The organism is Sphingomonas sp. TDK1, assembly GCF_001650735.1.
Taxonomy (GTDB): domain Bacteria; phylum Pseudomonadota; class Alphaproteobacteria; order Sphingomonadales; family Sphingomonadaceae; genus Sphingomonas.
The window spans coordinates 71,830-93,184 of record NZ_LXVY01000004.1 but is presented as its reverse complement, the minus strand read 5'-3'; the positions used below and the strand labels follow the sequence as shown (position 1 = coordinate 93,184).

General features: G+C 66.6%; 20 protein-coding genes and 1 tRNA gene. 6 read left to right on the top strand and 15 right to left on the bottom strand.

Annotation, left to right across the window (positions count from 1 at the left end; all coding sequences use genetic code 11):
• Nucleotides 1-10 precede the first annotated feature (10 nt).
• From gshB to rsmI, 3 genes are read right to left on the bottom strand one after another with little or no spacing between them, the layout of a single operon-like run.
• Complete coding sequence (gene gshB, locus A7X12_RS04020; protein WP_064310361.1) at nt 11-967, bottom strand: glutathione synthase; 957 nt, start codon at nt 965-967, stop codon at nt 11-13.
• Nucleotides 968-998: 31 nt separating this feature from the next.
• A complete protein-coding gene (locus A7X12_RS04015) occupies nt 999-1,352 on the bottom strand; it encodes a YraN family protein (RefSeq protein WP_064310360.1) in 354 nt (117 codons plus the stop codon).
• Nucleotides 1,349-2,182 carry a 16S rRNA (cytidine(1402)-2'-O)-methyltransferase gene (gene rsmI / locus A7X12_RS04010; protein ID WP_064310359.1) on the bottom strand — a complete coding sequence of 278 codons (834 nt, stop codon included), beginning with the start codon at nt 2,180-2,182 and terminating at the stop codon, nt 1,349-1,351. The genes A7X12_RS04015 and rsmI overlap by 4 nt, the downstream gene beginning before the upstream one ends.
• A gap of 11 nt (nt 2,183-2,193) precedes the next feature.
• Here rsmI and A7X12_RS04005 point away from each other — a divergent pair, with 11 nt between their 5' ends.
• Nucleotides 2,194-3,393, top strand: a complete 1,200-nt coding sequence (locus A7X12_RS04005) for a penicillin-binding protein activator (protein ID WP_064310358.1) — start codon at nt 2,194-2,196, stop codon at nt 3,391-3,393.
• Nucleotides 3,394-3,527: 134 nt separating this feature from the next.
• On the opposite strand, the gene hemW is transcribed toward A7X12_RS04005, so the two are convergent.
• The 7 genes from hemW to A7X12_RS03970 all read right to left on the bottom strand — a co-directional run bounded on the left by hemW (nt 3,528) and on the right by A7X12_RS03970 (nt 12,393).
• A complete protein-coding gene (hemW, locus tag A7X12_RS04000; RefSeq protein ID WP_064310357.1) occupies nt 3,528-4,670 on the bottom strand; it encodes a radical SAM family heme chaperone HemW in 1,143 nt (380 codons plus the stop codon).
• Nucleotides 4,671-4,681: 11 nt separating this feature from the next.
• Nucleotides 4,682-4,755, bottom strand: a tRNA-Gly gene (locus A7X12_RS03995).
• Between the two features lie 38 nt (nt 4,756-4,793).
• Complete coding sequence (locus A7X12_RS03990; RefSeq protein WP_064310356.1) at nt 4,794-6,323, bottom strand: efflux transporter outer membrane subunit; 1,530 nt, start codon at nt 6,321-6,323, stop codon at nt 4,794-4,796.
• Nucleotides 6,320-9,520: an efflux RND transporter permease subunit gene (locus tag A7X12_RS03985; RefSeq protein WP_064310355.1), complete on the bottom strand. Its 3,201-nt coding sequence runs from the start codon at nt 9,518-9,520 to the stop codon at nt 6,320-6,322. The genes A7X12_RS03990 and A7X12_RS03985 overlap by 4 nt, the downstream gene beginning before the upstream one ends.
• Nucleotides 9,521-9,526: 6 nt before the next feature.
• Nucleotides 9,527-10,759, bottom strand: coding sequence for an efflux RND transporter periplasmic adaptor subunit (locus tag A7X12_RS03980; RefSeq protein WP_064310354.1), 1,233 nt, complete (start codon nt 10,757-10,759; stop codon nt 9,527-9,529).
• A 196-nt stretch (nt 10,760-10,955) separates the two neighbouring features.
• Nucleotides 10,956-11,882: a Gfo/Idh/MocA family protein gene (locus A7X12_RS03975; RefSeq protein WP_064310661.1), complete on the bottom strand. Its 927-nt coding sequence runs from the start codon at nt 11,880-11,882 to the stop codon at nt 10,956-10,958.
• Nucleotides 11,883-12,012: 130 nt separating this feature from the next.
• Entirely contained in the window at nt 12,013-12,393 is a 381-nt protein-coding gene (locus A7X12_RS03970; protein ID WP_064310353.1) for a winged helix-turn-helix transcriptional regulator, read from the bottom strand.
• 99 nt (nt 12,394-12,492) lie between these two features.
• Here A7X12_RS03970 and A7X12_RS03965 point away from each other — a divergent pair, with 99 nt between their 5' ends.
• Nucleotides 12,493-13,554, top strand: coding sequence for an SDR family oxidoreductase (locus tag A7X12_RS03965; protein WP_064310352.1), 1,062 nt, complete (start codon nt 12,493-12,495; stop codon nt 13,552-13,554).
• Here the strand turns inward: A7X12_RS03965 and A7X12_RS03960 are convergent.
• Entirely contained in the window at nt 13,551-14,294 is a 744-nt protein-coding gene (locus A7X12_RS03960) for a FadR/GntR family transcriptional regulator (RefSeq protein WP_064310351.1), read from the bottom strand. The two genes, A7X12_RS03965 and A7X12_RS03960, sit on opposite strands and share 4 nt — an antisense overlap.
• A 178-nt stretch (nt 14,295-14,472) precedes the next feature.
• Between A7X12_RS03960 and A7X12_RS03955 the strand changes: the two genes are divergently transcribed.
• On the top strand, nt 14,473-15,351 hold the full coding sequence (locus tag A7X12_RS03955) for a 2-dehydro-3-deoxygalactonokinase (RefSeq protein WP_064310350.1): 879 nt from the start codon (nt 14,473-14,475) through the stop codon (nt 15,349-15,351).
• Nucleotides 15,348-15,971: a 2-dehydro-3-deoxy-6-phosphogalactonate aldolase gene (locus A7X12_RS03950; RefSeq protein WP_064310349.1), complete on the top strand. Its 624-nt coding sequence runs from the start codon at nt 15,348-15,350 to the stop codon at nt 15,969-15,971. Before A7X12_RS03955 ends, A7X12_RS03950 begins: the two co-directional genes overlap by 4 nt.
• A gap of 51 nt (nt 15,972-16,022) precedes the next feature.
• On the opposite strand, the gene A7X12_RS03945 is transcribed toward A7X12_RS03950, so the two are convergent.
• The 3 genes from A7X12_RS03945 to A7X12_RS03935 are packed head-to-tail and all read right to left on the bottom strand — an operon-like array spanning nt 16,023 to nt 17,687.
• Nucleotides 16,023-17,075 carry a ribonucleotide-diphosphate reductase subunit beta gene (locus A7X12_RS03945; RefSeq protein WP_064310348.1) on the bottom strand — a complete coding sequence of 351 codons (1,053 nt, stop codon included), beginning with the start codon at nt 17,073-17,075 and terminating at the stop codon, nt 16,023-16,025.
• A 58-nt stretch (nt 17,076-17,133) separates the two neighbouring features.
• On the bottom strand, nt 17,134-17,355 hold the full coding sequence (locus A7X12_RS03940) for a hypothetical protein (RefSeq protein ID WP_064310347.1): 222 nt from the start codon (nt 17,353-17,355) through the stop codon (nt 17,134-17,136).
• Entirely contained in the window at nt 17,352-17,687 is a 336-nt protein-coding gene (locus A7X12_RS03935) for a hypothetical protein (RefSeq protein WP_064310346.1), read from the bottom strand. The genes A7X12_RS03940 and A7X12_RS03935 overlap by 4 nt, the downstream gene beginning before the upstream one ends.
• 98 nt (nt 17,688-17,785) lie before the next feature.
• Here A7X12_RS03935 and A7X12_RS03930 point away from each other — a divergent pair, with 98 nt between their 5' ends.
• Together A7X12_RS03930 and A7X12_RS03925 are read left to right on the top strand one after the other, a co-directional pair.
• The gene (locus A7X12_RS03930) at nt 17,786-18,049 is read left to right on the top strand and encodes a DUF2171 domain-containing protein (RefSeq protein WP_064310345.1); all 264 of its coding nucleotides are present in this window, start codon (nt 17,786-17,788) and stop codon (nt 18,047-18,049) included.
• Nucleotides 18,050-18,835: 786 nt separating this feature from the next.
• On the top strand, nt 18,836-19,069 hold the full coding sequence (locus A7X12_RS03925) for a hypothetical protein (RefSeq protein ID WP_064310344.1): 234 nt from the start codon (nt 18,836-18,838) through the stop codon (nt 19,067-19,069).
• Between the two features lie 222 nt (nt 19,070-19,291).
• Here the strand turns inward: A7X12_RS03925 and A7X12_RS03920 are convergent, their stop codons facing one another.
• Nucleotides 19,292-21,181, bottom strand: a complete 1,890-nt coding sequence (locus A7X12_RS03920) for a ribonucleoside-diphosphate reductase subunit alpha (RefSeq protein WP_064310343.1) — start codon at nt 21,179-21,181, stop codon at nt 19,292-19,294.
• Nucleotides 21,182-21,355: the final 174 nt, after the last annotated feature.

Here is a 21,355-nt window from a genome sequence, read left to right as displayed (position 1 = left end):
CAGGATCCGATCAGCCGCGCGCGGCGACCCGGGCCTCGATCGCGTCCCAGATCATGCCTGCCGTATCGGAGCCGTTGAACCGGTCGATCGCGACGATGCCCGTGGGCGAAGTGACGTTGATTTCGGTCAGCCATTGTCCGCCGATAACGTCGATACCGACGAAAAGGAGCCCGCGCCTCTTCAGTTCCGGGCCCAATACCGCGCAGATTTCCTTCTCGCGGGTCGTCAGTTCGGTCTTCGCCGCCGATCCGCCGACCGCCAGATTCGAACGGATCTCGCCCTCGCCGGGTAGCCGGTTGATCGCGCCGGCGACTTCGCCGTCGACCAGCACGATTCGCTTGTCGCCCTTCACGATGTCCGGAAGGAAAGCCTGCACCATATGCGGCTCGCGATAGGCGGTGTTGAACACCTCGATCAGCGAGGAGAGGTTGGCGCCGTCGCGGCCGATCTTGAAGATGGCCTTGCCGCCATTGCCGTGCAGCGGCTTGACGACGATCTCGCCATGCTCGGCGAGGAACGCCTTGGCCTCGTCCACCGAACGGGTGACGAGCGTCGGCGGCATGAATTGCGCGAAATCGAGCACCCACACCTTTTCCGGCGCGTTGCGCACATGGGCGGGGTCGTTCACCACCAGCGTGCGATCGGCTATGCGTTCGAGCAGGTGGGTCGCGGTGATATAGCCCAGGTCGAAGGGGGGATCCTGGCGCATCAGCACGACATCGGCCTTTTCGCCGAGATCGAGCTTCACCGGATCGCCAAAGTGGAAATGGTCGCCCGCGACGCGTTGCACCGTCACCGGGTGCGCGCGGGTCCACACCCGGCCGGCGCTGTAGTTCAGGTCCTCGGGCGCATAGTGGAACAGCCGGTGGCCGCGCGTTTGCGCCGAGAGCATCAGCGCGAAGCTCGAATCGCCCGCAATGTTGATCGAATCGAGCGGGTCCATCTGCACGGCGACGGTGAGCGACATTGGGCCTCCGAGGGTGTTTTGTCGGGCTACATCACCCGATCCAGGCGTTCTCGATATGGCGAGGCAGCGTGCGCGGGGCAATGAGGATCACGTCCACGCGGATATCATCGCCGGGCCCGGCATAGCGCGGCATCAACAGTTCGGCGGCGGCTGCGACGCGGGCGAGGCGGCGCTCGTCGATCGCATAATCGAGTTCGGCCGCGGATTTGCGCGTCTTCACTTCCACGAACGTCACCAGGTTGCCGCGCCGCGCGACGATGTCGACTTCTCCCGCCGGCGTGCGGATGCGCTGGCCGAGGATGCGCCAGCCGCGGAGCCACAGCCACCAGGCGGCGCGGCGCTCGCCGTCGCGACCACGGGCCTCGGCAGCACGGCGGTCCCTCATCCCTTCAGCTCCATTGCGCGGGCGTATAGCGCCTTGCGGTCAAGCCCCAGCTTCTTGGCAACCTCCCCCGCCGCCTTGGACGCCGGCAGGCGGGTCAGCGCCTCGGCAAGCGCGGTGTCGGCATCCTCTTCGGTCGCGGGCGGCGCTTCGCCGGGCGGGCCGACGATGATGACGATTTCGCCCTTGGGCGGCGCCTCGGCGTAGCGCGCGGCGAGGGTGGCGAGCGTGCCGGTCACGCATTCCTCGAACTTCTTGGTGATTTCCCGCGCGACCCCGGCCTCGCGATCCCCCAAGCCCTCCGCGAGCGCGGCGAGGCACGCGGCGAGGCGCGGTCCCGATTCGTAGAGGATCAGCGTCGCCTTGATCGCGGCGACTTCCGCGATGGCTTCCGCCCGCGCATGCGCCTTGCTCGGCAGGAAGCCGAGGAAGAAGAAGCGGTCGGTGGGCAGGCCGGCCAGCGTGAGCGCGGCGATGGCGGCGCAGGGGCCGGGGATCGTCACCACGGTGTGGCCCGCCGCGCGGGCGTCGCGGACCAGCTTGTAGCCGGGGTCGGAGATCAGCGGCGTGCCCGCGTCCGAGACCAGCGCCACCGCTTCGCTCCCCATCCGCGCGATCAGGCCGGGGCGCACCGCATCTGCATTATGGTCGTGATAGGGCTGCATCGGCCGCTTCACCCCGATATGGCGGAGCAGGCCGGCGGTTACGCGGCTGTCTTCCACTGCAACCACATCGGCTTGAGAGAGTATCATGCTGGCGCGCGGCGACAGGTCACCGAGATTGCCGATCGGGGTGGCGACGATATAGAGGCCGGGCGCAAGCGTGTTTTCCATCGGGGAGTGTCATGGCAGAGGGCAGCGGCAGATCGCAACCGGGACGCATCGCGTCCCTTCGTTTGGCCGTAACCGGTCTCGCGCTTTTGGCCAGCGCCTGCGTCGCGCCGCGCGGCGGTCCGCCGACCGCGCCGCTCGCCCCGGCCGAGCGCCCGGCCGAGCGGCCGAACACGCCGATCCAGCAGGGGCTGCCGCAGGACGTCGCGCGCCACCGCGTGGCGCTGCTCGTGCCGCTTACCGGCACCAATGCCGGGCTCGGCCGCTCGCTGCAGAATGCGACGCAGCTTGCGATCCTCGACACCAACACCGATGCGATCCGCATCACCAGCTATGACACCGCCGGCCCCGGCGGGGCGGTCGCCGCTGCCGAGCGCGCGGTGGCCGAGGGCAACAAGCTGATCCTCGGGCCGCTGCTGGGCGAGGATGCCCGCGCGGTCGCGCCGATCGCGCGCAAGGCGCGGGTGCCGGTGCTCAGCTTCTCCAACGACGCCAGCGCCGCCGGGAACGGCGTGTACCTGCTCGGCTATTCGCCCACCCAGTCGATCGAACGCGTCGTCGATTATGCCAAGGGGAACGGCATTACCCAGTTCGCCGGGTTGATCCCCTCCGGCGTCTATGGCCAGCGCAGTTCGACGGCATTTCTCCGCGCGGTGGAGAGCGCCGGCGGCAAAGTGCTTGCCATGCAGAATTACGATGCACGGCCGGGTTCGATGAACGCGGCGATCGCGAAACTTTCGGGCGTTTCCTATCAGGCCATCCTGATTGCGGGCAGCGCAGGATCGGCCACGCTCGCGGTGCCGGCCATTCGCCGCACCCCCGCCGGCAAGGCTGCGCGCGTGCTGGGCACCGAATTGTGGAACACCGATTCGGCGATCGCCAGCCGCCCGGTACTCAACGGATCCTGGTTCGCCAGCGTGCCGGACGGCGTCTACCGTCAATATGCGGTGAAGTATCGCACCCGCTTCGGCGCGGCCCCGTACCGGCTGTCGGCGCTGGGCTATGACGCGGTACTGCTGACGGTGCGGATCGCGCGCGACTGGAAGAACAACACCGACTTCCCGGCATCGATGTTGGTCGACCACGACTTCGGCGGCGTCGATGGCGCCTTCCGTTTCGGCCGCGACGGCATCGCCGCACGCGCGTTGGAGGTGCAGGAAGTGCGCGACGGCTCGATCGTGACGGTGTCGGCCGCGCCGGCCAGCGCGAACTGACCGCGGGCGCTCGGCACAAACCTATAGTTTGTCATCCCGGCGAAAGCCGGCATCGAGCGGGGTGGTGCTCAAGGGTCTTGCCGTCACCCGGAGGCGAATGCACCCCGGCTTTCGCCGGGATGCCAACTCCAGGTTCAAGCGACGATCTCGCGCAGAATGGCTTCGAGCACGGGCATGCCCGCGTCGGTGATTCGCAGCCGGCTTCCCTCGCGTGCCGCAAGGCCATGCCCGACCAGCCGTTCGAGCGCGACGGCATCGATCGGCGAAGCACCATCTGCCAGTGCAGTGATGCGCTCGAGATTCACGCCTTCGCCGATCCGTAGCCCCATGAGCAATGCCTCGACCGCACGGTCGACCGGCGCAAGCCGATCCTCGCGCTCCATGCCATGGCCGTTGCGGTCGATCGCGGCGAGCCAGTTCTCCGGCTTCTTGTGGCGCAGCGTTGCGATTCCACCACGGCGACCATGCGCGCCGGGGCCGATGCCGGCATAGTCGCGGTAGCGCCAATAGGTGAGGTTATGTCGGCTCTCCGCACCTGGCCGGGCATGGTTGGAAATCTCATAGGCGGGCAGCCCTGCCGCCGCGGTGATCGCCCGTGTCGTCTCGAACAGATCGGCGCCGGTGTCGGCATCGGGGATCGTCAGCTGGCCCTTGGCGGCGAGCGTTGCGAAACGCGTGCCGGGCTCGATCGTCAACTGGTATAGCGAGAGATGCTCGGTTCCGAAGCCGATGGCGCGACGTAGCTCCGCTTCCCAGGCTTGCAGCGACTGGCCGGGCCGGGCGTAGATCAGGTCGAAGCTCACGCGCGCAAAGGTCGCTTGTGCGGTCGCCAATGCGGCCAGCCCCTCGTCGACGCCATGTGCGCGGCCCAGGAACCGGAGCGCATCGTCGTCAAGCGCCTGCAACCCCAGCGATACGCGGTTCACGCCCGCCGTGGCGATATCCGCGAAGCGCGCAGCTTCGACCGAGGAGGGATTAGCCTCCAGCGTGATTTCTATCCCGTCGGCGAAGGTCCAGGCCTTGGCGGCGGCATCGAGAATCGCCGCCACCGTTTCGGGCGGCATCAGCGAGGGTGTCCCGCCGCCGAAGAAGATCGAGCCCAACTGCCGGCCCGGCAGCGCCGCGGCCTCGTACGCGAGATCCGTTAACAGCGCATCGCGCCATCGCGCCTGATCTACGCTTTCGCGGACATGGCTGTTGAAGTCGCAATAGGGGCATTTTGACACGCAGAACGGCCAATGCACATACAGCGCGAGAGGGGCGGAATCATATGTCATGGGGCAAGGACTGGAGCGGGTAGCGGGAATCGAACCCGCGTATTCAGCTTGGAAGGCTGCTGCACTACCATTGTGCTATACCCGCCCGCTGCCGATGCGCCTGCCACAAGCAGGGGCGTTCGGTCAACCGCCTGGATTCGCCGTCGTTCCGCCGCCATTTGCCGGCTGCGGGCCTTGCTGCGTCACATCCAGCTGCGAATCGCCACCCAACGCGCGGTAAAGGTTTACCCGGTTCGTCGCCGCAGTCAGCTGCACCGTCACCAGCTGCTGCTGCGCCGAATATAGCGAGCGCTGCGAAACCAGGCTCTGCAGGAACGTGTCGATTCCGCCACGATACCGTGCCTCGCTCAGCCGATATGTGTCTGCGGCCGCATCGGCCTGGAGCTGGGTTGCACGCAGCTGGGCGTCGATCGTCCCGCGGGTCGCCAGTGCGTTGGCCACGTCCCGGAAGGCTGTCTGGATCGCGCGTTCGTAGCTGGCGACGGCAGCCTGTTGCTGGGCCTCGCTCAGCTGCACGCTGGCGCGCGCGGCGCCGCCACGGAAGATCGCATAGCTCGCGTTGCCGCCTGCCTGCCAATTGAACGCGTCGCCGTTGAACAGGCTGGACAGCGCCGTACTGGCGAAACCCAGGACGCTCGTCAGGCTGATCCGCGGGAACAGCGCTGCGCGTGCCGCACCGATCTGCGCGTTGGCGGCGCGCAGTTGATATTCGGCCTGCACAACGTCCGGGCGACGCAGCAGGATACCCGAATCCAGCCCCGCCGGTACTGCTGCGATGGTCGCGGCCGCCTGCTCGATCGAGACGGGAAGCAGCGCCGGGTCGATCTCTGATCCGGCGAGCAACCGCAGCGCGTTCACGTCCTGCGCCAGCGCCGTGGTCTGGCGCGCGACGTCGTTCTGGGCGGTGGCAAGCGTCTGCTCGGCCTGACGGAGGTCGGTGCGGGGGGCTATGCCGCCTTCCAGTCGGGCACGGGTGAGGCGTACGCTGTCTTCCGCGCTCTTCGCCGTCTGCTGGGCCACGGCGAGGAGGCTCGCGTCGGAGGCGTAGTTGAGCCATGCGGTCGCGATGTCGCCGACCAGCGTCAGCCGCGTCGCGCGGGCGCCGGCCTCCGTCGCGAAATAGGTATTCTGCTGAACCCGCGTGAGGGACGCGAGGCGACCGAACAGGTCGAGTTCGAAACCGGTGATACCGATCTGAGTCGAATAGTTGGTGCGCAGGCCGTTGCCGCCGCCGCCCGCGCCCGCGCCGCCTACATTGCCGCCTGTACCGGTGCCGCCGGTGTTGCCTCCGTTCGCGCCGTTGCCGATGGTGGTCACATTGCCTCGCCGCTCGGTGACGCCCGCGCTGGCATCCACTTCGGGAAACTGCGCGCCGCGCTGGATGCGATACTGCGCGCGCGCCGCCGCGATGTTGGCCGCTGCCACGCGCAGGTCGCGGTTGTTGACGAGCGCCTGCTCGATCAGCGCCTGCAGCCGCGCGTCACGGAACACCTCGCGCCAGGGGAGCGCGGGCAGGGTCGCCTCGCTCGTCCGCAGATAGGAATCGCCGACCGGCCAGCTCGGCGGCACGGGCGCGGCGGGGCGCACGTCCTTGGGCGCCATCGAGCAACCCGCGAGCGCGGCGGTGGTGAGGAGCGTCAGCGCGCGCTTCATGCCTGGGCCTCCGGGGTGTTGCGATGGCGGCGGTTGCGCAGCGCGGCCAGGCCGTCGCGCACGCCGCGGCGGACGAGCACGAAGAACAGCGGGATGTAGAAGATCGCGAGGATCGTCGCGGTCAGCATGCCGCCGATCACCGAGGTGCCGATCGCGACCCGGCTGTTGGCGCCGGCGCCGGTGGAGATGGCAAGTGGCAGCACGCCGAAGATGAAGGCGAGGCTGGTCATCAGGATCGGGCGGAGGCGGATCCGTGCGGCGTCCAGCGCTGCCTCGATCACCCGCTTGCCCTGCTTCTCCGCTTGTTCGGCAAACTCGATCATGAGGATCGCGTTCTTCGCAGCCAGACCCATGGTGGTGAGCAGGCCGATCTGCAGATAGACGTCGTTCTGCAAGCCCCGCAGCGTCACCGCGAAGATCGCGCCGACCAGGCCCAGCGGAATGATCAGCAGTACCGCGATCGGGATCGACCAGCTTTCGTAGAGCGCGGCGAGGCAGAGGAACACGACCAGCAGCGACACGCCGTACAGGAGCGGCGCCTGGCCCGAGGAGAGCCGTTCCTGGTAGGACAGGCCCGCCCAGGCGACGCTGGTGCCGGGGATCTGCGCGGCGAGTTCGGCGATGCGCTTCATCGCCTCGCCCGAGCTCTTGCCGGGCGCCGCCTGGCCGCTGAACTCGAACGACTGGACGCCGTTGAACCGCGCCATCGAGGTCGGCGCGGTCGCCCAGCTGGTCGAGGCGAAGGAGGTGAACGGCGCCATCTGGCCGTTGCTGCTGCGCACGAACCATTGCGCGAGGTCGCTCGGCTCCGAGCGATAGGGGGCATCGCCCTGCACATAAACGCGCTTCACGCGGCCGCGGTCGATGAAGTCGTTGACGTAGCGGCCGCCCCAGGCGGTCGACAGCGTCGAGTTCACATCGGCCTGGGACAGGCCCAGCGTGGCGAGCTTCTGCTGGTCCAGGTTGACCTTGAGCGTGGCCACGTCGGGCAGGTCGGTCAGGCGGACGGCGGCGAGTTCCGGATCGGCCATTGCGGCCGCGAGCAGCTTGTCGCGTGCCGCCAGGAATTGCTCGCGCGGCATGCCGCTGGAATTGAGCAGCTCCATGGTGAAGCCGGTCGACTGGCCGAGGCCGCGGATCGCCGGCGGCACCAGCGCGAAGACTTGCGCGTCGCGGAAGTTGCGGAAGGCGGCGGATGCGCGGTTGACGATGCCGTCCGCGCTGTTTTCCTGGCCCTTGCGATCGGACCAGTCGGCGAAGTTGAGGAAGCCCTGGCCGGTATTCTGGCCGGCGGGGCCGCCGCCGCCACCGCCGCCCGCGACCGAGAACATCACCGAGACGTTCTTGGCTTCCTTGGTGAGAAAATACTTCTCCACCGCCAGCTGCACCTCGCGGGTGCGCGACATGGTGGCGCCGGCGGGCAGGCGGATCTGGAGCGAGGCCGCGCCCTGGTCCTCGGTCGGAAGGAAGCCGGTGGGCAGGCGGACGAACATCAGCACCAGCACGGCGCACACCGCGACGTAGAGCAGCAGGAAGATCCACTTGCGGTGGATCACCGCCTGCACCCAGGCTGTGTAGCGCTCGACGCCGCGGTCGAATCCGTTGTTGAACGTGGTCTTGGCCGTGGTCAGGCCGCGCCCGACCCAGGGGAATTTACGGGCGAACCAGGTGTCCTCGATGTCCTTTTCCTGGCTCTTCTGCTTGAGCAGCGTCGCCGTGAGCGCGGGGCTCAGCACCAGCGCGACGAGCACCGACAGGACCATGGCGGAGACGATCGTCACCGAGAACTGGCGATAGATCACGCCGGTCGAGCCGCCGAAGAACGCCATCGGCAGGAACACCGCCGACAGCACCAGCGCGATCGCGACCAGCGCCACCTGGATCTCGTCCATCGAGCGGATCGTCGCCTCGCGCGGCGTCATGTCCGGATTCTCTTCCATCAGGCGCTCGACATTCTCGACGACGACGATCGCGTCGTCGACGAGCAGGCCGATGGCGAGGACGAGGCCGAAGAGCGTGAGCGTGTTGATCGAGAAGCCGAGCGCGTAGAACACGCCGAAGGTGCCGAGCAGCACCACCGGCACCGCGATCGCCGGCACCAGTGTCGCGCGCCAGCTCTGCAGGAAGACGAACATCACGATGACGACGAGCACGATCGCCTCGAGCAGCGTCTTCACCACTTCCTCGATCGAGAGCTTGATGAAGCCGGTGGTGTCGTTGGCGTAGGCGTATTTGAAGCCCGGCGGGAAGCCCTTCGAGGCCGCCTCGACCTGCTGCTTGACGAGGTCGGCGGTCTTGAGTGCGTCGGCACCCGGGGACAGCGAGATGGCGAGGCCGGCACCCGGATGGCCGTTGATGCGGCTGGAGGAGTTGTAATTGTCCGAGCCAAGCTCGACCCGGGCGACGTCGCGCAGCTTCACCGCGGCACCGGTCGGATCGGTCTTCACGATGATGTTGGCGAACTGTTCGGGGGTCTGCAGCCGTGACTGCGAGGTCACCGTGGCGTTGAGCATCTGCTCTTGCGGCATGGGCTGGCCGCCCAGTTCGCCCGCGGCGATTTCGGTGTTCTGGTTCTGGATCGCGGTGATGATGTCGTTCGGGATCAGCCCGTAGCTCGAAAGCCGCGCGGGGTTGAGCCAGATGCGCATCGCATAAGGGGCGCCGAACACGTTGGTGTCACCCACACCCTCGATCCGCGACAGCGGATCCTGCAGGTTGGAGGCGAGCCAGTCCGAGACGTCAAGATTGGTTTTCTGATCGGTCGAGTCATAGACGCCGACGATCATCAGGAAGTCGGGGTTCGACTTGGTGACGGTCAGGCCCTGCTGCTGCACCTGCTGGGGCAGGCGGGACAGCGCCTGCTGCACCTTGTTCTGCACCTGCACCTGGGCGATGTCCGGGTTGGTCCCCTTCTCGAAGGTCGCCGAGATCGTCACCTGGCCGCGCGAGGTGGACGAGCTGCTGAAATAGAGCAGCCCGTCGATGCCGCTCAGCTGCTGCTCGATCACCTGGGTGACGCTGTTCTGCACCGTCTCCGCCGAGGCGCCGGGATAGGTGGCGCGGATGTTGACCTGCGGGGGCGCGATGTCCGGATATTGCGCGATGGGCAGCGAGAAGATCGCGCCCAGGCCCATCAGCATCACGATGATGGCGAGTACCCAGGCAAAGATCGGCCGATCGATGAAGATGCGGGACATGGGGGCTCAGCCCGCCTTGGCCTGGCTGCCGCCCTTCGTCTGGGCGCCGCCTTGCCCCTGGCCCTTCTTGGGCGGCTCGATCTTTTGCGGCGTGTTGGCAGGCACCGGCTTGATGTCCATGTCCGGCTTGAGGTTCGCCGTGCCCTGCACGATCACCTTGTCGCCCGGCGCCAGCCCCTGGGTGATCACCCAGTTCTGCCCGACCGTGCGATCGGCGACGACGGTGCGCGCTACAGCCTTGTTGCCGGGCCCGACGACATAGACGGTCGCATTGCCCTTCGGATCACGCGACACGCCTGCCTGCGGCACGAGATACGCCTGGGTATCGATCGCCTGCGCGAACAGTGCGCGGACGAACATGCCTGGCAGCAGGATGTTCTGGGGGTTGGCGAAGCGGGCGCGCAGCGTGACGGTGCCGGTGCTTTCGTTCACCATCACCTCGGAGAATTCGACCGTACCGGCCATCTCGTAATCGCTACCGTCTTCCAGCTTCAGCCGAACGGCCGCGCTGGCAGGGGTGATGCCGTCCTTCGCCAGCGCCTTGCGCAGCGCCAGCATGTCGGCGCTCGACTGCTGGATGTCGACATAGATGGGATCCAGCCGCTGGATCGTCGTCATCGGATCGGTCTGGTTGGTGGTGACCAGCGCGCCTTCGGTGACGAGGCTGCGGCCGATCCGGCCGGTGATCGGAGCGGGGACCTTGGTGAAGCGCAGGTTGATCCGTGCGGTCTGCAGCGCGGCGCGCTGCTGCGCCACCTGTGCGGCCGCCTGGCGCGACGCGGCGACGGCGTCCGTATAGTCCTGCTGGCTCACCGCCTGCATCGCCGCGAGCGGCTTGTAGCGATCGGCCTTGATCCGCGCGGCCTCCAGATTGGCCTGCGCGTTCTGCAGATTGGCCTGGGCCTGCGCGGTGCTCGCCTGATACAGGCTGGGATCGATCTGATAGAGCGTCTGCCCCTGATGGACGATCGTGCCTTCCTGGAAGAAACGGCGTTGCACGATGCCCGCCACCTGCGGCCGTACCTCGGAGGACTGGAATGCGGTGACGCGACCGGCCAGTTCCGTGGTAACCGGAACGCTGCTCGGCTGCACCACCACATAGCCGACCTGCGCCGGGCCCGACGGGCCCTTGCGGCCGCCCTGCTTGCCCGCACTATCGCCCCCGCTGCACGAGGCGAGGAGCAGGGCCGATGCAAAGACGATCAGGCCCGAACGGCCATAGCTGGTCGGAGCGTTCAAATTTCAGAACCCGCTTAGGGGTGGCCCGAGGAATACCGAACCACCGGTCACTGCCAAACTCGGCATTAGATGCCACGTTTCCGCAGTGCCATAAAAGAGTTGTCGCAAAATATGTCGAAAGACGTAGCGACTGCGACATGTCGTCCAGGGCTTGCCTGCATCCGCTGCGTCCGCAGGCAGATGCAGGCGGACGCGCTCAGAATTCGAACGTCTCGCCGATCGCCCGCGCGCCTACCAGGAAGGCATCCGCGACCAGCTGGAGCGGACGCACGTCGACATCGCTTTTCCCCGCGGCCACCAGCTCCGCGAAGCGTGCGTAGAGCCGCGCATATTCGCGGTCCGGCGCCTTCTGCTCGTCCTCTCCGGGCAATTGGAGGATGCTGCCCCCCATGGCAAGGCGCAGCATGCCCGCGTCGGTATCGATCTCGATGTCCCAGGTCTGGGGCCCCGTCTGAAGGAAATCGAACTCGGCGGTCACCGGTGCACCCGCGCTGCGCATGTGCAGCTTTGCGCGAAGCGGCGAGGCGCGTCCTTCGGGGACTTCCATCCAGGCCGAATCGAGCAGCAGCGCGCCCGGCAGGATCTTGGTCGCGATGGACAGGGCGTTGATTCCGGGGTCGAACACGCCGAAGCCGCCCGCCGCAAGGATCCATTCCTGGCCCGGATGCCAGCGACGGATGTCCTCGCGCCAGGCGATCCGCACTGCCTCGATCCGCTTGTCGGCCAGCCAGTCCTTGGCGGGCTGCACGCCCGCCGCCTCCCGCGAATGCCAGGTGGTGAACAACGTGACGCCGTTCGCCTGCGCCCGCTCGGCCAGATCGGCGATTTCGGTCAGCGTCGCGGCGGGCGGCTTTTCGAGCATGACGTTCAGCCCGGCCTCGATCGCTATCCGTGCCTGGTCATAGCGGCCTTCGGGAGGGGTGCAGAGCGAGACCGCGGTCAGACCGTGCCCGGCGGCGATCAGCGACTCGATGTCCTTGTGGGCCGCGACTCCCTCGACGGATGCGTGGCGGCTCGCGGTCGCGACCAGGTCGAACCGGTCGCTTTCAGCCAGCGCGGGCAAATGCTGGTCACGTGCAATCTTGCCGATGCCGACGAGGCCCAGGCGAATCCGCTCCGACATATCCATCATCCTTTTTGTACGATTTATTCACGTCCTATGGCCGCGCACGCTCGGCATCAAGTCGCATCACGGAGGATTTCACGCCGATCCCGCACGAAGCTCTCCGTGCACTACGCCGACAAGAAACGGATCATGCACGGCGTGCGCTGGGCCTGCTCCCGAGCTGGTCGAGTGCATCGGCATTGTCACGCCCCCAGGCATAGAGCAGCTCGACCGGTTCCACGAAGCGACGGCCAAGGGATGTGAGCCGATATTCCACGGCGGGCGGTACGGCGTTCTGCACGATCCGGTCGATCAAGCCCGCTTCCTCCATGTCCCGCAGGGTCTGGGTAAGCATCTTTTTCGAGATGCCGGGCAGGCTGCGCAGCAGTACGCCGCTGCGGGCCGCACCTTCATGCCGGGCGTGCAGGGTGTGGAGCACCATGCTGGTCCATTTGGTGGCGAACAGCGCCAGCACGCGACGCGGCCCGCAATCCTCCCGCCATTCCGATTCAACCGATCCTGGACGCATGACTGGGTACCTTTGGGTGCCTAGGTTCCGATTTGGTGCCGTCTAGAAGCGGCGCGGGTGCCTGCCTAGTTCCCGATCCAGCACAAGATGGAGACAGAAATGGCCAGGACGGCATTGGTGGTAGGCGCCAGCGGCATCGTCGGGAGCGCAACCGCGGATCTTCTCGTCGCGCAGGGCTGGTCGGTGCACGGCCTGGCGCGCAGGCCTGTGGCGCAAGCGGGCGTGGCGCCGATCGCCGCGGATCTGACGAACGCCGCCGCGACGGCACGGGCACTTGCCGATGTGTCGCCGGATGCGGTGTTCCTCACCACCTGGCTGCGGCAGGACAGCGAGGCCGAAAATATTCGCGTCAACGCGGCGATGGTGCGCAACTTGCTGGACGGGCTGCAACCGCCAAGCGGTCCCCGCCACGTCGCCTTGGTGACCGGCCTCAAGCACTATCTCGGACCGTTTGAGGCCTATGGAAAGGGCGTGCTGCCGCAAACGCCGTTCCGCGAGGAGCAGGGACGGCTCGATGTCGACAACTTCTACTATGCGCAGGAAGACGAAGTGTTCGCCGCTGCCGCGCGCGACGGCTTCACCTGGAGCGTGCATCGCCCGCACACCGTCATCGGCAAGGCCGTGGGCAACGCCATGAACATGGGCACGACGCTTGCCGTGTATGCCACGCTCTGCCGCGAGACCGGCCGTCCGTTCCGGTTCCCCGGATCCGCCGCCCAATGGTCGGGCCTGACCGACATGACCGATGCCGGCCAGCTCGCGCGCCATCTGCTCTGGGCAGCGGAAACCCCCGCCGCGCGGGATCAGGCGTTCAACGTCGTGAATGGCGACGTTTTCCGCTGGCAATGGATGTGGGGGCGTATCGCCGGCTGGTTCGGTCTGGATCCGGCACCGTTTGACGGCACCGTTCATCCGCTCGAGGCACAGATGGCGGGCGACGCCGGCCTTTGGCGGCAGATCGCCGAACGAGAGGGGCTGGCGGAGCCGGTGCTCGGACGGCTTGCTTCGCCCTGGCATACCGATGCCGATCTGGGGCGGCCGATCGAAGTGGTTACCGACATGTCGAAGAGCCGAAGGCTCGGCTTCACGGCCTATCAGCCTACCGACGACGCCTTTTTCGCGCTGTTCGCGCGGCTGCGCGCGGATCGCCTGATCCCCTAGGCGGCCGTTTCGTTGCCTTCGGCGGCGTCGATCAGTTCGACGACATCGCCGATCAGCGCCTGCATCGCCCTGCGGGCGCGGGCGGGGTCGCCGGCGGCGATCGCATCGTGAACGGCGGCATGATCCGCGACGCTCGCGCTGCGACCTTTGATTCGATTGGTGAAACGGATCGAGGTGCGCAGTGCGGTCGCCACCATGTCGCGGAACTGGGCGTAGAAGGGATTGCCCGAGGCGCGCAGTACCGCGACGTGGAAGGCGATGTCGGCGTCCAGCGTGTCGTCCAGCCCGCGCTCGGCGGCCTCCATCCGGGCGAGGCCCGCGGCGATCTGGCGCCGGTCCTCCTCCGTGCCGAACCGCGCAGCCAGCGCGGCGGCCTCCGGTTCGATGGCGATGCGCAGCTGGCTGAACTGGCGCAGCAGGTCGACCGAAAATTGCCGTTCGAGCAGCCAGCGCAGCACATCGGTATCGAACAGATTCCAGGAGGAGGCGGGCTGGACCACCGTGCCTTGCCGCGGCCGCGCGCTAAGCAGCCCCTTGGCGGTCAGCATCTTCACCGCCTCACGCGTTACCGATCGGCTCACCCCATGCTGCTTGGCGAGCTCGGCCTCGGTGGGGAATGGGTGTTGCTCATAGCGACCGGTGACGATCGCGCGCCCCAGCGCGTCGAGCAGGCCGTACGTCAGGTTGCGTCCAAGTCCCGTGCGTACGTCGCTGGACGGAGTCGATAGAGACGTGGACATTCTCGGTGGCGTTTCCTGTTCCTGCCGCGGCGGTGCATGTGCTTGGCGCGGGGACAAACTAGCGCAACCACGCCGCTGGACAACCCTGATATATCCTATAAATGAACCGCGCCGCCTGCTGGACCCTCTTTCTGCCGTTGCGGCGTTGCGGGATGGCATCGCTGAGAGGAATGCCGCCATGGTGAAGCGCTTTTCGGGTTCCTTCCTCGCGGTGGACTGGGGGACGACCAACCGTCGCGTCTTTCTGATCGAACATGGTGCGGTCATCCATAGCGAGCGCGATGACAAGGGCGTCACCGCCGTCACGGATTTCGTCGCCGAGGCAGCGGGCATCCGCGCCCGGCATGGCGACCTGCCGCTGCTGATGGCAGGCATGGTCGGTGCCAATATCGGCTGGGCCCCGGCGCCCTATGTGGCGGCGCCCGCCGGCATCGCCGAGCTGGCGGCCGGGCTTCTCTGGGTCGAGGAACGCAGCGCGATCGTGCCGGGCGTCTCGACCATGGTCACCGGGCGTCCGGACGTGATGCGCGGCGAGGAAGTGCAACTGCTCGGCGCGGTGCATGCCGGCCTGGCGCCCGCCGATGCGCTGCTCGTCCAGCCCGGCACGCATTGCAAATGGGTCGAGATGGCCGATGGCCGCATCGCCGACTTCACCACCGCGATGACCGGCGAGCTGTTCGCCACGTTGCGCAAGCACGGCCTGCTGGCGGCGCAGCTTGGCGGCGAGGTGCATGTCGGCCCCGCCTTCCATGCGGGCGTGGAGGAGGGGCGCAAGCGCGATCTCGCCGCGTCGCTGTTCGGCATTCGTGCCGCCAAGATGCTGGGGGTGCGCGACGATGCGGACGCGGCGGCCTTCGCCAGCGGGCTGCTGATCGGCAGTGACGTCGCCGCGCGGCTGGCGCATGCCGGGCACGACACCGTCCATATCCTGGCCGACCCGATGCTGGGCGGCCTCTATGCCGCCGCGATCGGCGCGCATGGGCGCGAGGCGGTCATCGCCAGCAGCCAGGATGCCTTCCTTGCGGGAATTCTCGCACTTTCGGAGCAGATTGCATGAGCCACCTTGCCGCATTCGACGCCGCCTTCGCCCGTTGCCCGCTGATCGCGATCCTGCGCGGCGTGCGACCTGACGAGGTGGAGGCGATCGGTGACGAGCTGGTCGCTGCCGGCTTCACGCTGATCGAAGTGCCGTTGAACTCGCCGGACCCGCTGGAAAGCGTGTCCCGCCTCGCCAGGCGCTTCGCCGGCCGTGCGATCATCGGCGCGGGCACGGTGCTGCGGGTGGAGCAGGTACAGGCCGTGGCGGACGCCGGCGGCACGATGATCATCTCGCCCAACGCGAACCTCGACGTGATCCGTGCGAGCGCGGCGGCGGGGCTCGTCTCGCTGCCCGGCATCCTGACCCCGAGCGAGGCCTTCGCCGCGCTCGACGCCGGCGCGACGGCGCTCAAGCTGTTCCCGGCCGAGGCGGCGAGCCCGACGGTGCTCAAGGCGATGCGCGCGGTGCTGACCGAGGCGCGGATCCTGCCGGTGGGCGGCGTGTCGCCGGATACGATGGCGCCCTGGATCGCCGCGGGCGCACCCGGCTTCGGCCTGGGCTCGGCGCTCTACAAGGTGGGGATGCGCGCCGAGCAGGTCGGCGCCAACGCGCGGGCGTTCGTCGCCGCGCTGGGATAAAGCGGGTTTCGCAATCGCCCTTCCCGCACGCGAGAAGGGCGATTGAAAAGCTTACTCCGCCGCGATCCCCGCCTTGGCGAACATGTCGCCTTCGATCGCGTCTTCGTTGGCGATCGTGCTGGTCTTAGCCTGGCGGCGCTTGTCGAAGCTGTCCCACACCTCGTTCCACTGGCCGCGCGTAGCCGCCTTCGAATATTCGGTGGCGCGCGTCTCGAAGAAGTTGGCGTGCTCGACGCCGTTGAGCAGCGGTGCGAGCCAGGGCAGGGGATGCTCGTCGATCATGTAGATCGGCTTGAGGCCCAGCTGGCCCAGCCGCCAGTCGGCGATGAAGCGGACGTACTTCTTGATGTCCTTGGGCGTCATGCCGTTCACCGGGCCCATCTCGAACACCAGGTCGATGAACGCGTCCTCGATGCGTACGGTCTTCTGGCACATGTCCAGAATGTCGTCGCGCACGCTCGGCGTCATGCAGTTCCGTTCCTTGCAGAAGGTGTGGAACAGCTTGATGATGCCCTCGCAGTGCAGGCTCTCGTCGCGGATCGACCAGGTGACGATCTGGCCCATGCCCTTCATCTTGTTGAAGCGCGGGAAGTTCATCAGCATCGCGAAGCTGGCGAACAGCTGCAGACCCTCGGTGAAGCCGCCGAACATCGCCAGCGTCTTGGCGATATCCTCGTCGGTATCGACGCCGAAGGTGCTCAGATAGTCGTGCTTGTCCTTCATCTCCTTGTACTGGAGGAAGGCGCTGTATTCGGTCTCGGGCATGCCGATCGTGTCGAGCAGGTGGCTATACGCCGCGATGTGCACCGTCTCCATGTTGGAGAAGGCGGTGAGCATCATCTTGATCTCGGTCGGCTTGAACACGCGGCCGTATTTCTCGTGGTAGCAGTCCTGCACTTCCACGTCGGCCTGGGTGAAGAAGCGGAAGATCTGGGTCAGCAGGTTGCGCTCGTGATCGGTCAGCTTCTGCGCCCAGTCGCGGCAATCCTCGCCCAGCGGCACTTCTTCCGGCAGCCAGTGGACCTGCTGCTGGCGCTTCCAATATTCATAGGCCCAGGGATATTCGAAGGGCTTGTAGGTCTTGCGGGCTTCGAGAAGCGACATGGGGGTACTCCGGCAGGTAATCGTTAGATTTGAAAAAGGTGAATAGCGGCGGGCCGGGTCATGCGACCCCTCCCGCACTTGCAAAGGCCAGCGCGAAGCCGGTGAGGAACAGGCCGAGCGCGACCAGCATCATGCCGCCGATGCGCAGCGCATAGGTCGCCGGCTCGCTGGCTTCGACGCGCAGCAGCCCCCGCGCCGCCGAAGGGCGGAGGAGGACGATCAGTCCTGCCGTGCCAGCAGCGATGCCGAGGCCGGCCTGAAGGGTGAGCATGCGCGTCATTGGTCGATCACCCGTCCGCGGACGGTCTTCATCCCATCGCGCACGACGATCCGCTCGCGATAGACGACCTTGCGGCCACCCTGCGCGCCGACGCCCAGGAACACGACGCCGATGAAGAAGCCGAAATCATACCAGCCGCCATTGTTCGGCACCGCATAGACAGCGACCTCCGGGAAGATCAGCGACAGCCCCCAGGCCACGGGGAAGATGAAGCCGTGCCACAGCCCGAGCAGGAAGCCCGGCGCCTGGGGGGCCACGGCGCCCGGTACCTGGTGCGCGCAGGCGGCGAGCAGGGCGAGGGCGGTGAAGGCGAAGAGGGCGCGGATCTTCATGCAGCTATCCCTGCGTATGGCTGACGTCCCTTGGGGCAGCGTGCATCGTTTCGCGAGCGCGTGCGTTCGGTGCGCGAACCCCTAGCAGGAGAATACCCATGGCAGATCTGAGCGCGATCAAGGAGCATATGGAAGTCATCGGCGCCGACGGCGTCCATGTCGGCACCGTCGACCATGTCGAGGGCGATCGCATCAAGTTGACCAAGAAGGATTCGGCCGCGCAGGTCGAAGGCGCGCATGGCAGCCACGAAGGGCACCATCACTATGTCTCCGGCGGCCTTGTCGCCGAAGTCGAGGGTGACAAGGTCCGCCTGTCGGCCAATGCCGATGTTGCGGTCGAAATCTTCGAAGAAGAAGCCTGAACGCGCTGCGCGGGGGAGGCTTCGGCCTCTCCCGCCCCGTCGCCGCGCCGCACGCACGGTGCCGCATACACCGTCTTCGCCCCTTGCCGGAACGGCAGCTGCGCCAGAAGCGCGGGAGGCGGCAAGACATGCGTGCATAAGAAGCTTTCGGCGATCCTTGGTCTGTCAATATGCCGCGTGCGGCACTGCCCCTTTCGCGGCTTTGCACCTTACCGGAAGCGCCCGGCGGGCGCTACCAAAATAGCGCTGCCGATGGCCGCTTTGATTGTGGATAATTCGATATGTAGAGGCCGGGCGGCGTGGCTTGCCCCCAGATATGGTATTCGCTGCGGAGTTTCCGTTTTGACCCGGTCGCACGTCGTTGGCCAGCCGCGCAGGCTGCGCGCGCTACTTCACGCGCGGAAGCGGACGTGCGCTGTTGAGGGCGCGCGGCGGAAGACCGCGCTGGCCACCGAGTGCCACCGCCATCCCCGCGCGTCGGCGCCCCGTATCCGCTCCATCTTGAACTAAACGTTGATCTGCAGCTCGTTGTCGGACGTAATTACTAGATCAGGGCGCTGCGTCGGTTGGAAGGTCCAGGTCAATTCCATCCGAAATGACTTGGCTTGCTATGATCTTTGGACCGTGAAGCGTTCGCTGGAGTCTTGCGGGTATTGATGCTGCAAGCTGCTGCTGTCGGACATAAACCGTTGCTGTTTCGTAACTTTGCGGGACTGCCAAATCGTGGAAATTAGCTGGTAACGTTTCCTTGTAGATCATGCTAAAAGCGAGTCGGGGAGATCGGCTATGCATTATCGCTTTTATGCATTGGACGGAAACCGGGGCATTCGCGCCGGTCACGATCTCGATGCCTCGCAAGACGCAGAAGCCCTTCTTCTGGCAGCGCAATTTGGCGAGGCGTCCTGGGAACTGTGGTGCGGTACGCGAAAGATCGCCCATGTCTGCGGTGATGAAGGCGTGCCGCCCGAATGCGCGGCGTCGGCTGCCCTCGGCAGGGGCGCCAGCAGGATTTCCGCCTAGTTCCTCTCCGCGTCGGCTCCCATTCTGCGGTGAGGAACCGTATCGGGGGGCGCGCCGCGTCCCCCGATACGACACGACGCGCGGAGGGATTTGCGATCTCGGCGAGGCGCTCCTCCAGATAGGAAGCGGTTGTGTGGCGAACGCAAAAACGCCCTCCCGATCGGTGGACCGGAAGGGCGTGGAAGCTTCAGGCAGCCGCGCCGTGGCGCTGCCCGCGGCGGCTTACTGGCAGGCCAGGCATTCGTCGTAATCGGTCGATTCACCCAGATCGAACTTGGGCTTCTCGATCGTGTTGTCGGCCTCGACCCCGCCTGCGAAGCCGGCGCGCTGCACCGACTTGGAGCGCAGATAATAGAGCGACTTGATGCCCAGTTCCCAGGCACGGAAGTGGAGCATCAGCAGGTCCCACTTTTCCACGTCCGCCGGGATGAACAGGTTGAGCGACTGCGCCTGGTCGATGAACGGCGCGCGATCGCCCGCCAGTTCGAGGATCCAGCGCTGGTCGATCTCGAAGCTGGTCTTGTACGTGTCCTTCTCTTCCGGCGTCAGGAAGTCGAGGTGCTGGACCGAGCCGCCCTGTTCGAGGATCGAATTCCACACCGCGTCGGAATTCTTCGACTTCTCCTTGAGCAGCTTCTCCAGATACGGATTGCGCACCGAGAAGGAGCCGCTGAGCGTCTTGTGGGTGTAGATATTGGCCGGGATCGGCTCGATGCAGGCGCTGGTGCCGCCGCAGATGATCGAGATCGACGCCGTCGGCGCGATCGCCATCTTGCAGCTGAAGCGCTCCATCACGCCCATGTCGGCCGCGTCGGGGCAGGGCCCGCGCTCGACCGCCAGCGCCATCGAGGCTTCGTTCACCTGCGCGCTGACATGCTTGAAGATGCGCAGGTTCCAGCTCTTCGCCATCGCGCCTTCGAACGGGATGCCGCGCGCCTGGAGGAAGCTGTGGAAGCCCATCACGCCGAGGCCGACCGAGCGCTCGCGCGCCGCCGAATAGCGGGCACGGGCCATCTCGTCGGGCGCGCGCTCGATATAGTCGGTCAGCACATTGTCGAGGAAGCGCATCACGTCCTCGATGAAGCGCTTGTCCTTGTTCCACTCGTCCCAGGTTTCCAGGTTGAGCGAGGAGAGGCAGCACACCGCGGTGCGATCATTGCCGAGATGGTCGCGACCCGTCGGCAGCGTGATTTCCGAGCAGAGGTTCGAGGTCGAGACCTTGAGACCCAGATCGCGGTGATGCTTCGGCATGGTCGAGTTCACGTGGTCCGAGAACACGATGTACGGCTCGCCGGTGGCGAGGCGGGTCTCGACCAGCTTCTGGAACAGCGCGCGCGCATCGACGGTCGAGCGGACCGAGCCGTCCTTCGGGCTCTTCAGCTGCCATTCGGCGCCTTCGCGCACCGCTTCCATGAAAGCGTCGGGGATCAGCACGCCGTGGTGCAGGTTGAGCGCCTTGCGGTTGAAATCGCCCGACGGCTTGCGGATCTCGAGGAACTCCTCGATCTCGGGGTGCGAGATGTCGAGATAGCAGGCGGCCGAACCGCGGCGCAGCGAGCCCTGCGAGATCGCGAGGGTGAGCGAATCCATCACGCGGACGAAGGGGATGATGCCGCTGGTCTTGCCGTTGAGGCCCACCGGCTCGCCGATGCCGCGCACGCTGCCCCAATAGGTGCCGATGCCGCCGCCGCGCGACGCGAGCCAGACATTCTCGTTCCAGGTCTGGACGATGCCGTCCAGGCTGTCCGGCACCGAGTTCAGATAGCAGCTGATCGGCAGGCCGCGGCCCGTGCCGCCGTTCGACAGCACCGGGGTGGCCGGCATGAACCACAGCTTGGAGATATAGTCGTACAGGCGCTGGGCGTGCGCCTGGTCGTCGGCATAGGCCGAGGCGACGCGGACGAACAGGTCCTGGTAGCTTTCGCCGGGGAGCAGATAGCGGTCCTTCAGCGTCTCCTTGCCGAAATCGGTGAGCAGCGCGTCGCGCGCATGATCGACCTCGACCGGATAGGGCGGCGGCACGATCGCCTTGCTGTCGAGCGCCTTGCTGGCGGGGGCGGCTTCGATGGTGGCGGTCTCGTTCACGCTGGTCTCACTATCTCTGAATTCCATCACTCGGACCCCTGTCTTCTGCATTACGCAACAACCGACTCGGGGCACGGTAGCGATCGTAGCACCAGCCGGGTTTGCGCGAGAACAAAAAGTGTCCATCGGCCCGGCGCCCGGCACGAGTCTACCCAAGCCGCATTTGGGGATGCGAACGTTGGGTTACCAGTGCTTGGGCTT

Coding starts and splice junctions, on each gene's coding strand:
- gshB (WP_064310361.1), bottom strand. CDS start 967: ATGTCGCTCACCGTCGCCGTGCAGATGGACCCGCTCGATTCGATCAAC.
- A7X12_RS04015 (WP_064310360.1), bottom strand. CDS start 1,352: ATGAGGGACCGCCGTGCTGCCGAGGCCCGTGGTCGCGACGGCGAGCGC.
- rsmI (WP_064310359.1), bottom strand. CDS start 2,182: ATGGAAAACACGCTTGCGCCCGGCCTCTATATCGTCGCCACCCCGATC.
- A7X12_RS04005 (WP_064310358.1), top strand. CDS start 2,194: ATGGCAGAGGGCAGCGGCAGATCGCAACCGGGACGCATCGCGTCCCTT.
- hemW (WP_064310357.1), bottom strand. CDS start 4,670: ATGACATATGATTCCGCCCCTCTCGCGCTGTATGTGCATTGGCCGTTC.
- A7X12_RS03990 (WP_064310356.1), bottom strand. CDS start 6,323: ATGAAGCGCGCGCTGACGCTCCTCACCACCGCCGCGCTCGCGGGTTGC.
- A7X12_RS03985 (WP_064310355.1), bottom strand. CDS start 9,520: ATGTCCCGCATCTTCATCGATCGGCCGATCTTTGCCTGGGTACTCGCC.
- A7X12_RS03975 (WP_064310661.1), bottom strand. CDS start 11,882: ATGTCGGAGCGGATTCGCCTGGGCCTCGTCGGCATCGGCAAGATTGCA.
- A7X12_RS03970 (WP_064310353.1), bottom strand. CDS start 12,393: ATGCGTCCAGGATCGGTTGAATCGGAATGGCGGGAGGATTGCGGGCCG.
- A7X12_RS03965 (WP_064310352.1), top strand. CDS start 12,493: ATGGCCAGGACGGCATTGGTGGTAGGCGCCAGCGGCATCGTCGGGAGC.
- A7X12_RS03960 (WP_064310351.1), bottom strand. CDS start 14,294: ATGTCCACGTCTCTATCGACTCCGTCCAGCGACGTACGCACGGGACTT.
- A7X12_RS03955 (WP_064310350.1), top strand. CDS start 14,473: ATGGTGAAGCGCTTTTCGGGTTCCTTCCTCGCGGTGGACTGGGGGACG.
- A7X12_RS03950 (WP_064310349.1), top strand. CDS start 15,348: ATGAGCCACCTTGCCGCATTCGACGCCGCCTTCGCCCGTTGCCCGCTG.
- A7X12_RS03945 (WP_064310348.1), bottom strand. CDS start 17,075: ATGTCGCTTCTCGAAGCCCGCAAGACCTACAAGCCCTTCGAATATCCC.
- A7X12_RS03940 (WP_064310347.1), bottom strand. CDS start 17,355: ATGACGCGCATGCTCACCCTTCAGGCCGGCCTCGGCATCGCTGCTGGC.
- A7X12_RS03935 (WP_064310346.1), bottom strand. CDS start 17,687: ATGAAGATCCGCGCCCTCTTCGCCTTCACCGCCCTCGCCCTGCTCGCC.
- A7X12_RS03930 (WP_064310345.1), top strand. CDS start 17,786: ATGGCAGATCTGAGCGCGATCAAGGAGCATATGGAAGTCATCGGCGCC.
- A7X12_RS03925 (WP_064310344.1), top strand. CDS start 18,836: ATGCATTATCGCTTTTATGCATTGGACGGAAACCGGGGCATTCGCGCC.
- A7X12_RS03920 (WP_064310343.1), bottom strand. CDS start 21,181: ATGGAATTCAGAGATAGTGAGACCAGCGTGAACGAGACCGCCACCATC.